Here is a 4491-nt window from a genome sequence, read left to right as displayed (position 1 = left end):
GAATACGTCTGGGGTTATCGGGCGTCCGTACAGTGGATACACGCGCCAATCTGCTGCGCGCTGGTGGCCTGCTCGATCAGGCCGCGCTCGATCCCTACACATTCCTGCGCGATGCCTATCTGCAGCGCCGGCGCAGTCTGGTTTATGACGGCAGCCCGCCGCTTGAGGACTACGAGGATTTCGAGAATTTTGAAGATCCGGAAAGCGCGGCGCCGGCCAATGTGCCAGCCACTTCGCCCGACCCGGCGGGAGAGGGGGCTGTGGAGCCGGCTGAGAAGTAGACGTCACAAGGCGCTATTAACACGCTGCAACAGTGCACGCTGCTACAACGCTTTCTTTGCTCCTGTTCAGCTCAATTCAGCCGCGCTGCCGAGCGCTGCAATTCGATGATGCGCTCGCGGATCGCGTCGGCGTCTTCGGCGCCAGGCTCGACTTCCAGGTAACGCTGAAAGTCGGTCAGCGCAGCCCGGAAACATTCGAGCTTTTGATAGATCGCACCGCGATCCCGTACTTCATGGACCTCACCGGGCGCGATCAGCAAAATGCGATCGACTGCCGACAGCGCCTGCCGCATCTGGTTGTAGTGCAGGTAAATCGCTTTCAGGTTCCGCAGCATCCGCACCAGCACGTCTTTTTTGCTGGCCGATTCCAGCATCGCCGCTACCTGTGTCTTCGACGACGTTTCGCCGCCGTGAAGCTGCCGCAGCCGTTGCTGCAGATCGGCCAGGCTCAACGATATGCCTTTCGCATAAGGATCGAGCACAATCGCATCGCCGCGTACCGTGCACTTGACCAGGAAATTCCCGGGAAACGACACACCTTCGAGCGGCAGCCCGATGCGTTGCCCGATTTCGATGTAGACGATGGAGAGCGTGATGGGAATGCCGACCTTGCGTTCGATCACCTCGTTCAGAAAGCTGTTGCGCGGATCGTAATAGTCTTCCAGGTTGGGACCGAAGCCGAGTTCCTTGAACAGGTAACGATTCAGCGACAGGATGGTATCCGCCGGGCTGATGTCGGCGCGCAAGCGGCGCTTCAGGGTATGTGCGAGATCGTCGAGCTTGCGCAGGCAGGAAGCGACATCGAGATCCGGGTATTCCTCGGCCGCGATCAGCAGCGCCGCTTCAGCCAGATCGAAATTCTCGTCGGGGTCCTCAATCAATTTTTGCAGGCGTACGATCGGCGACATCGACGTCAAGGCTGTGCAGTGTAAAAACCGGCCGGTCCTGGCGCTCGTCAAATCCGCCGCGCAAGCGGCAGATTGGCGAGCAGATTCTGCGGCTTCATGCGCACGATGTTATCCGTCGTCATGGCCAGGCCGAGAAAAACCGGGCGTCCGGCTAGCTCCGCGCGCATGTGCGCGGATTCGAGAAAGTCGACGCGGAATAACGCCAGGATGCGCGCCAGCCGATCTTCCGGGACATCGAGTCCATTGTACAAATCATTCAAAATTCCGGTTGCTTCGGCATCGAGCCCAACGTGCCACAGCCACTCGTTCTGGGCAATCTCGCGCACGGCCGATACCTTCACCGGAGTTTGATGGAAGTGCGCGATCCAGGTTTCGATGACGCGGCAAAAAGCGTCGCGCGCCGCCGTCGAATGCAATGCAAACACGGTGTCGTAGCGCTCGTCGCGCATCCAGTACAGTCCTTGATTGTTTTCGTCGAGCACGTTCAGAGCCATGCTTTTCAGCGGCATTTGTGCTTCGATGATGAGCTTACCAATGCTGCCCAGACCGCTGCCGGATTCGTGCAGCGCGACTGTCGTGGCGTCAGCCAGCATCACGCCGCCCTGATTCAGATTCACGCGCTGCTGGCGATAAAACAGCTCCGCCGCGCGGGCCACCAGACCATTTTCGCAATCGTCGAGAATGTTGCGCAGAATGACCTGCACCAATTGGTCGATAAACAGCGGCGGCAGGCTGACATCGCGATCCTGGAACATCCGCGAATAACACGCCTCCAGCGACGGCGCCGCCAGCAGGCGCTCGCGAAAACGCAACATGACGCGATAATTTTCGCCCGCATCGACATCGGCGAGCGCCGCAATGCGTTGATCATCGATAGCGGCGCACGGATCATCGAGCAGCGTTTGGTGGAGCGCGCGTTCGGCTGCGCAGGATTCGGCGATCGGCGCGAGCTCCGGGCGCTGAAAATAAGCGCGCAGAAAATCGTCGGTGATCACGAGTCTGCCGTCGTCGTCTTTTTCCAGCAGCCGAAAGCCGCAACTCCGCCAGAAATCCACGCTCGTCCGCGCGCCGTTAACCGGGCGTTCGGCCGTTGCCGCAGCGCTATGACTCACGCTTAGGCACGGGCGGCAGGAAAAGCGCCGCAACCGTGCGTTGATTTTGCGGAATCGGCGCCGACGGCCGGCCCGCGCGCGCTTTGGCCGCGCCGTTGCCCGCCTGCTCTCGCGAGCTGCGGGGGCGATCCGCCGGAATGAATAATTCGTCCGGAATGTCATCGGGAATGCTGTTGCCTGACAATCGCCGCGCCGGTCGCGAAGAATTCGGCAGCTCGCTCGGGCGCGCATTCGATTCCGCGGCTGGAGCGGTCGATCTCTGGCGCGGTCTGTGGGTCGTCGACGCCGACGAGGATGACGACGAGCTGCCTGGAAAATCGCCCATGGTTTTGATTGGCAGCCTGACTTTCAGCAGCTTTTCGATATCCGCGACCAGTTCCTTTTCTTCGTCGCAGACCAGCGAAATCGCGTCGCCTTTCGTCCCGGCCCGGCCGGTCCGGCCGATGCGGTGGATGTAATCGTGCGGGACGTACGGCATTTCGAAATTGACGACATGCGGCAGTTGATCGATGTCGAGCCCGCGCGCCGCGATATCGGTCGCGACCAGCACGCGGACTTCGTTGTTCTTGAATTCGGCGAGCGCCTGCATGCGCGCTGGCTGGCTCTTGTTGCTGTGGATCGCGGTGGCGCGGATGCCGTCGCGATCGAGCTGGCCGGCGAGGCGATTGGCGCCGTGCTTGGTGCGCGTGAAGACCAGCACCTGCTGCCAGTCTCCGCTTTTGATCAGGTGCGCGAGCGCTTCGCGTTTGCGGTCGCGTTCGACCAGGTAGACGCTGTGCGTAACCAGATCGGCGATGGCATTACGCGGCGCGACTTCGATCAGCACCGGCGCATTCAGCAGTTGATCGGCGAGGCGTTTGATGTCGTCGGAGAACGTCGCCGAAAACAGCAGGTTCTGCCGCTTCGCCGGCAAAAGCTGGAGGATGCGCTTGATGTCCGGCAGAAAGCCCATGTCGAGCATGCGGTCTGCCTCGTCGAGCACGAGAATTTCGACGCGGCCCAGTTGAACGGTCTTTTGCTGCACGTGATCGAGCAGCCGGCCGGGGGTTGCGACCAGAATGTCGATGCCGGTTTGCAGCAATTTTATTTGCGGATCGATATTGACGCCGCCGAATACGGTTGCCGATTTCAGCGCCAGATACTTGCCGTAGGTGCGTACGCTTTCTTCGACCTGGGCGGCAAGTTCACGCGTCGGCGTCAGGATCAAAACGCGGATCGGATGCTTGGCCGGCGACGTGCTGCTGTTCGCGTGATTTTTGAGCTTGTGCAGCAAAGGCAATACAAAGCCGGCGGTCTTGCCAGTGCCGGTTTGCGCGCCCGCCATGATGTCGTGGCCGAGGAGGATGGGCGGAATGGCTTGCGCCTGGATAGGCGTCGGTTCGGTATAACCCTGCTCCTCGACCGCACGGAGCAGTTCGGCGCACAGGCCGAGTTTGCTGAAAGGCATGAATTCTCCTGGATCGACCTGCCAAGGAAATTCCTTGAGACCGGTCCAGGCTGATGATTGTGGCACTTCGATACGACGAGGAAACCAACGATGGCAGACGGCGAGACCGGACAGCCAACCGCGCAACCGGGCACATGATAACCGATCAGCCGCGGGCACGGAAGCGGAGTGTCGTCTGCGCCGCAATCGGACCCGCCCGGATGAACCGGTTTGTGACGCCGTAGGCAGCTTCGGGATTGTCGCGACTTGACATGCTATATATGATATAGGCACAATATGGCATGTGGCGCATCGAGGAACACCGTCGCGTGGATAAACAAGCCGCGAGTGCGCCGATTGAGGTTTTAAAGCGCTATGAAAAGTGGAAGGACATCGCTTCCATCTCTGGCCCGCCCGGTCTTCGGCTCATCACGGGTTTTTACGACGAGGCCCTGGCAGGCGGGTGGAAAGGTTATCGTTCGTCCCGGGTGGGCGAACAATGGCGAGTGGTTTACCGCGTCGTGGCTGACGACCTGTTATTCCAGGTCGCCTCAATTACCGCCCACGACTATCGGAGGCTTTAATGAAGGATTATCGTACCGCCAAGAAACGGGCGACCGTCACTGTTGGCGAATCGGTCCGGATTCTTCGCGAACTCCAGGAAATGAGCCAGAACCAATTGGCGGAGGCATCGCGGATCCCTCAAGCCACTATCTCGGCAATTGAGAACGGACGGGTCCGCCTCGGCGTTGAACGTGCGAAGG

6 protein-coding genes are annotated in these 4491 nt (G+C 60.3%); 3 read left to right on the top strand and 3 right to left on the bottom strand.

The annotated features are described in order from the left end of the window. Positions 1 to 281: VacJ family lipoprotein (locus H0V78_11960; protein MBA2352456.1), on the top strand; the 281-nt coding region annotated here is incomplete at its 5' end. Positions 282 to 352: 71 nt separating this feature from the next. Here the strand turns inward: H0V78_11960 and H0V78_11955 are convergent. Genes H0V78_11955 through H0V78_11945 form a run of 3 tightly spaced genes read right to left on the bottom strand, consistent with a single transcriptional unit; the run spans position 353 to position 3748 of the window. Then, entirely contained in the window at positions 353 to 1189 is an 837-nt protein-coding gene (locus tag H0V78_11955; GenBank protein MBA2352455.1) for a tetratricopeptide repeat protein, read from the bottom strand. A 47-nt stretch (positions 1190 to 1236) separates the two neighbouring features. After that, positions 1237 to 2244 (bottom strand): hypothetical protein, encoded by a 1008-nt coding sequence (locus H0V78_11950; GenBank protein MBA2352454.1) that lies wholly within the window; start codon positions 2242 to 2244, stop codon positions 1237 to 1239. Positions 2245 to 2290: 46 nt separating this feature from the next. After that, positions 2291 to 3748 carry a DEAD/DEAH box helicase gene (locus H0V78_11945; GenBank protein ID MBA2352453.1) on the bottom strand — a complete coding sequence of 486 codons (1458 nt, stop codon included), beginning with the start codon at positions 3746 to 3748 and terminating at the stop codon, positions 2291 to 2293. A 281-nt stretch (positions 3749 to 4029) separates the two neighbouring features. On the opposite strand from H0V78_11945, the gene H0V78_11940 reads away from it, so the two are divergent. Further along, positions 4030 to 4311: a type II toxin-antitoxin system mRNA interferase toxin, RelE/StbE family gene (locus H0V78_11940; protein MBA2352452.1), complete on the top strand. Its 282-nt coding sequence runs from the start codon at positions 4030 to 4032 to the stop codon at positions 4309 to 4311. Then, positions 4311 to 4491 (top strand): helix-turn-helix transcriptional regulator (locus tag H0V78_11935; protein ID MBA2352451.1); only part of this gene is annotated, 181 nt, incomplete at its 3' end. The genes H0V78_11940 and H0V78_11935, both read left to right, overlap by 1 nt.

The organism is Burkholderiales bacterium, assembly GCA_013695435.1.
In the GTDB taxonomy this organism is placed as follows: Bacteria; Pseudomonadota; Gammaproteobacteria; order Burkholderiales; family JACMKV01; genus JACMKV01.
This window is presented reverse-complemented; position numbering and strand designations above follow the sequence as displayed.

Excerpts from the sequence above, each read along its gene's own strand:
- H0V78_11945 (MBA2352453.1), bottom strand. The coding sequence starts at position 3,748 with ATGCCTTTCAGCAAACTCGGCCTGTGCGCCGAACTGCTCCGTGCGGTC.
- H0V78_11955 (MBA2352455.1), bottom strand. The coding sequence starts at position 1,189 with ATGTCGCCGATCGTACGCCTGCAAAAATTGATTGAGGACCCCGACGAG.
- H0V78_11940 (MBA2352452.1), top strand. The coding sequence starts at position 4,030 with ATGTGGCGCATCGAGGAACACCGTCGCGTGGATAAACAAGCCGCGAGT.